Genomic DNA, 5361 nt, shown 5'->3' with positions numbered 1-5361 from the left:
CTGTAAATCTGCCGTCATCGACTTCGAAGGTTCGAATCCTTCCCCCACCACCATTCATTCCGATAGATTCATAAAATTAGTATACCCCTGGTGGGGTTCCCGAGCGGCCAAAGGGAGCAGACTGTAAATCTGCCGTCATCGACTTCGAAGGTTCGAATCCTTCCCCCACCACCATCACCTCATAAAGCACCAGCATCCAATCCATCTGTAATGTCTCATATTCTGCCCAAGCGGGAAGGATGAGAAGCTTCGACTAAGGTTCGATTCGAGCTTTAGCGAGAAAGCGTTGCCGCAGGTAACGACCCGAAGGGCGAAGCGCACCGCGCTGAGTAATCCTTCCCCCACCACCATCACCTCATAAAGCACCAGCATCCCATCCATCTGTAATGCCCCATACCTTGCCCTCGATCAAGCCTCAATTCGGGTCGGCAATTTGCCTGATGCATAATGCTTATCCGGCAATTAGTCGTAAAAAAACCCCGCCGGAGCGGGGTCTTGTCTTACACAGATAACCGATTAATGACGCGCACGAACAATCTGGTATTTGCGCGTCAGATATTCGACCGGAACGCTCCAGATGTGCACCAGACGCGAGAACGGGAACAACAGGAACAGCGTCATACCCAGCACCAGGTGCATACGGAAAATGAACGCGACGCCATCCAGATATTGAGACGCCCCCCCCTGGAAGGTCACCACTGTTTGCGCCCAGTTCACCAGCTTCATCATCTCGCTGCCGTCCATATGCTGGGCGGAGAACGGAATGGTCAGCAGGCCCAGCGCACACTGGATCACCAGCAGGGAGAGGATCAGAATGTCCGCTCCGGTAGTGGTCGCCCGCACACGTGGGCTGAACAGGCGGCGTTTCAGCAGCAGAACGCCGCCAATCAAACACATCACACCACTGGCACCACCCGCGAACATCGCCATCTTTTGTTTCACTTCAAGCGGCAGCCACGCTTCATACATCCAGTGTGGTGTCAGCATGCCAAGGAAGTGCCCGGCAAAAATCCCCAGGATCCCGATGTGGAACAGGTTTGACGCCAGGTTCATCCCTTTGCGATCCAGCATCTGACTGGAAGCCGCGCGCCAGGTATACTGCCCATAGTCATAACGCAGCCAACTGCCAATCAGAAAGACAGAACCCGCGATGTACGGATAGATGTCAAAGAAGAACGTATTCAGGAAGTGCATTATTGCTGTCCTCCGGTGGTGATATTCAGATACTGCGGCGCAACGGCCCCGGCAAAACGACGCTGGTGAGCGGAAATTTCCGACTCACCGCACCCCTGATCGGCGAAGAATTTCACCTGCTCTTCTTCCCAGACCGCATCCAGCGCTTGTGGGGTATCGTCACGCGCTTCATCTGCAATTTTTTCAGCCACTTTATCGCTGTCGATAACAGTATTCGCCAGTTTTAACAGCAGATCGAACAGCACCGCATAACGGCTTTCACGCTGTTGCAAGCGAGCGCTGAGCAGCGCCAGAATCGGCGCGATATCCTGTAACCCCCCTAATGCTTCGCTTTTCGGCAACTGCGCAAGGTATTCCAGATACAGCGGCAGATGATCGGGAAGTTCGCGGCTGTCGAGCTGCAGACCGTGCTGTTCATACTGCGCCATCAAGTCAACCATAGCCTGACCACGATCGCGGGACTCGCCGTGTACATGTTCAAACAGCAACAACGAGGTGGCGCGGCCACGGTCAAACAGTTCGCTATAGCTTGCCTGCACATCCAGCATGTCCTGCGCGGTGAGATCGCGCAGGAAAATGCCCAGAGTCTGGGCATCCTCTTTATCCAGGTTCTCAGATGACGCGAGTGCATCGAAAAGTTCCTGCTGATGCTGCCACAAGGCAGCATCCGGGTACTCGAGCAGACGCGAAACAATGACAAGTTCAATCATTGGTGCGGCTCCGTTTTGCTGGTCACATCGACAGCGTCGATGCGGCGGCTGTTGAACAGATTGAATTTAGTATCAGAACCGTGGCAACCGTCACCGAAGGTAAAGCCACAACCGCTTTTCTCCGGGAACGCGTCACGCGCCAGTTCACGATGGCTGCTCGGTACCACGAAACGATCTTCGTAGTTAGCAATCGCCAGATAACGATACATTTCCTGTGCCTGCGCTTCGCTTAAGCCCACCTCTTCCAGCGCACGGGTATCAACTTTACCGTCAACGGTTTCCGCACGTTTGTAGTGACGCATCGCCAGCATACGTTTCAGCGCCAACAGTACCGGCTGAGTGTCGCCTGCGGTCAGCAGGTTCGCCAGGTACTGAACCGGGATACGCAGACTGTCAACGTCCGGCAGAATACCGTTGCTGCCCAGCTCGCCCGCATCGGCGGCAGACTGGATCGGTGACAAAGGCGGCACGTACCAGACCATCGGTAGCGTGCGGTATTCCGGATGCAGCGGCAGCGCCAGCTTCCAGTCCATCGCCATTTTGTAAACCGGCGACTGCTGTGCAGCATCAATGACGCTCAGCGGAATACCATCTTTCAGCGCTTGTTCAATAACAGCCGGATCGTTTGGATCGAGGAACACGTCCAGTTGACGCTGGTACAGATCTTTCTCGTGCTCCGTGCTTGCCGCACTTTCGATCGCATCTGCGTCATACAGCAGTACGCCGAGGTAACGAATACGGCCTACGCAGGTTTCGGAACAAACGGTCGGCTGACCGGCTTCGATACGCGGGTAGCAGAAAATGCACTTCTCAGATTTCCCGCTCTTCCAGTTGAAGTAGATCTTCTTATACGGGCAGCCAGTGATACACATACGCCAGCCGCGACATTTATCCTGGTCGATCAGCACGATGCCATCTTCTTCACGCTTGTAGATAGCGCCGCTTGGGCAGGTCGCCACGCACGCCGGGTTAAGGCAATGCTCACACAAACGCGGCAGATACATCATGAAGGTATTTTCGAACTGACCGTACATCGCCTTCTGCATGTTTTCGAAGTTCTGGTCTTTGGCGCGTTTTTCGAACTCGCCCCCCAGAATTTCTTCCCAGTTCGGACCGCTGGTGATTTTATCCATCCGCTGACCGGTGATCAGCGAACGCGGACGGGCAATCGGCTGCGCCTTACTGTCTGCTGGGGCGTTGTGCAACGTTTGGTAGTCAAAATCAAACGGCTCATAGTAATCATCCATGCCCGGCAGATGCGGGTTAGCAAAGATTTTACCCAGCAGCAGTGCTTTGTTACCCATGCGCGGCTGCAGCTTGCCATTGATTTTACGGATCCAACCGCCCTTCCATTTTTCCTGGTTTTCCCAGTCGTTCGGGAAGCCAACGCCAGGCTTACTTTCGACGTTGTTGAACCAGGCGTACTCCATACCTTCACGGCTGGTCCAGACGTTTTTGCAGGTCACTGAACAGGTGTGGCAGCCGATGCACTTATCGAGATTCAGCACCATGCCGACTTGTGAACGAATTTTCATTTTACGCTCTCCTGTACCTGGTCATTGCCTTCGCCATCCAACCAGTTAATGTTCTTCATCTTACGTACAACTACGAACTCATCGCGGTTTGAACCGACGGTACCGTAGTAGTTAAAGCCGTATGCCAGTTGCGCATAACCACCGATCATGTGAGTTGGTTTCGGCGTAATACGGGTTACCGAGTTGTGGATCCCGCCGCGCTGCTGGGTGATTTCAGAACCCGGCAGGTTAACAATACGTTCCTGCGCGTGGTACATCATGGTCATCCCGGCCGGCACACGCTGGCTGACAACTGCACGCGCCGTCAGCGCCCCGTTGCTGTTGAAGACTTCGATCCAGTCGTTATCTTCGATACCCAGATCCTTCGCATCAACTTCACTCATCCACACAATCGGACCACCGCGAGACAGCGTCAGCATCAGCAGGTTGTCGCTGTAGGTGGAGTGGATACCCCATTTCTGGTGCGGCGTCAGGAAGTTGAGCGCTTTTTCCGGGTTACCGTTAGATTTCTCGCCGATCACCGCTTTCACCGAACGGGTGTCGATTGGCGGACGATACACCAGCAGGCTCTCACCGAAGTCACGCATCCACTGGTGATCCTGATACAACTGCTGGCGACCAGACAGCGTACGCCATGGGATCAGCTCATGAACGTTGGTATAACCGGCGTTATAAGACACATGTTCATCTTCCAGACCTGACCAGGTCGGACTGGAGATAATTTTGCGCGGCTGCGCCTGGATGTCGCGGAAACGAATTTTTTCGTCTTCTTTATTCAGCGCCAGATGCGTATGGTCACGACCAGTAAATTCACTCAGCGCCGCCCAGGCTTTAACGGCAACCTGACCGTTAGTTTCCGGAGCCAGCGTCAGGATCATCTCAGCAGCATCAATGGCGGTATCCAGCATCGGTTGGCCTTTCGCCGGACCGTCAGCCTTGGTGTAGTTGAGCTTACGCAGCAGATCCATTTCGCTCTGGGTGTTCCAGGCAATCCCTTTACCGCCGTTACCGATTTTTTCCATCAATGGACCGATGGAGGTGAAACGCTCGTACGTTGCCGGATAATCACGCTCAACGGTCATGATGTGCGGCGCCGTAACACCTGGAATCAGGTCGCATTCCCCTTTTTTCCAGTCCTTCACGTCCAGCGGCTGCGCCAGTTCAGCGGCGGAGTCGTGCTGTATCGGCAGCGTAACGACGTCGGTTTCTTTACCGAGGTGGCCCACACAAACTTCAGAGAATTTCTTGGCGATGGCTTTATAGATTTCCCAGTCGCTCTTCGATTCCCAGGCCGGGTCAACGGCCGCAGACAGAGGATGAATAAACGGATGCATATCCGAGGTATTCATGTCGTCTTTTTCATACCAGGTAGCGGTCGGCAGCACGATATCGGAATACAGACAGGTACTCGACAGGCGGAAGTCCAGCGTAACGACCAGATCCAGTTTGCCGTCCAGTCCGTTATCCTGCCATTCCACTTCTTCTGGCTTCACGCCGCTCTGCTGGCCGAGATCTTTGCCCTGAATACCATGTTCAGTACCCAGCAGATACTTGAGCATGTACTCGTGGCCTTTACCGGAAGAACCGAGCAGGTTTGAACGCCAGATAAACAGGTTACGCGGATGGTTTTTACCGTTTTCCGGCTGCTCTGCCGCAAAGCGAATAGAACCTTCTTTCAGGGATTTAACGGTGTAGTCCACCGGCGTCATACCTGCTTTCTGCGCTTCTTTCGCGATATACAGCGGGTTAGTCCCTAACTGCGGCGCAGACGGTAACCAGCCCATACGTTCAGCGCGAACGTTAAAGTCAATCAAATGACCGCTATAGCGGGATTTGTCTGCCATCGGGGACAGCAGTTCCTGCGCAGTCACCGTCTCATAGCGCCATTGGCTGGAGTGGTTATAGAAGTAGGAGGTGCTGTT

General features: G+C 54.1%; 4 protein-coding genes, 1 tRNA gene and 1 other RNA gene. 2 read left to right on the top strand and 4 right to left on the bottom strand.

Translation table 11 applies throughout. The features are described 5' to 3' along the window. Positions 1-89 precede the first annotated feature (89 nt). Positions 90-174: transfer RNA gene (locus FDW87_RS18660), tRNA-Tyr, on the top strand. Positions 175-218: 44 nt separating this feature from the next. Beyond that, positions 219-350: non-coding RNA, RtT sRNA (locus FDW87_RS18655), on the top strand. A gap of 166 nt (positions 351-516) precedes the next feature. On the opposite strand, the gene narI is transcribed toward FDW87_RS18655, so the two are convergent. From narI to FDW87_RS23060, 4 genes are all read right to left on the bottom strand, one after another. Further along, complete coding sequence (narI, locus tag FDW87_RS18650; RefSeq protein ID WP_016153281.1) at positions 517-1194, bottom strand: respiratory nitrate reductase subunit gamma; 678 nt, start codon at positions 1192-1194, stop codon at positions 517-519. Beyond that, positions 1194-1904, bottom strand: a complete 711-nt coding sequence (gene narJ / locus FDW87_RS18645; protein WP_016153282.1) for a nitrate reductase molybdenum cofactor assembly chaperone — start codon at positions 1902-1904, stop codon at positions 1194-1196. The genes narI and narJ overlap by 1 nt, the downstream gene beginning before the upstream one ends. Next, complete coding sequence (gene narH, locus FDW87_RS18640; protein ID WP_003833388.1) at positions 1901-3439, bottom strand: nitrate reductase subunit beta; 1539 nt, start codon at positions 3437-3439, stop codon at positions 1901-1903. The genes narJ and narH overlap by 4 nt, the downstream gene beginning before the upstream one ends. Then, a partial coding sequence (locus FDW87_RS23060; RefSeq protein ID WP_252363250.1) for a nitrate reductase subunit alpha occupies positions 3436-5361 on the bottom strand: 1926 nt, incomplete at its 5' end. The genes FDW87_RS23060 and narH, both read right to left, overlap by 4 nt.

Origin of the sequence: Citrobacter sp. wls826, assembly GCF_005281245.1 — a bacterium.
Taxonomy (GTDB): Bacteria; Pseudomonadota; Gammaproteobacteria; order Enterobacterales; family Enterobacteriaceae; genus Citrobacter; species Citrobacter braakii.
Note: the sequence above shows the minus strand (reverse complement) of the source record. Positions and strands in the feature narration are given on the sequence as shown.

What these genes read in the sequence shown, in the direction of transcription:
- narI (WP_016153281.1), bottom strand. Translation starts at nt 1,194, where the DNA reads ATGCACTTCCTGAATACGTTCTTCTTTGACATCTATCCGTACATCGCG.
- narH (WP_003833388.1), bottom strand. Translation starts at nt 3,439, where the DNA reads ATGAAAATTCGTTCACAAGTCGGCATGGTGCTGAATCTCGATAAGTGC.
- narJ (WP_016153282.1), bottom strand. Translation starts at nt 1,904, where the DNA reads ATGATTGAACTTGTCATTGTTTCGCGTCTGCTCGAGTACCCGGATGCT.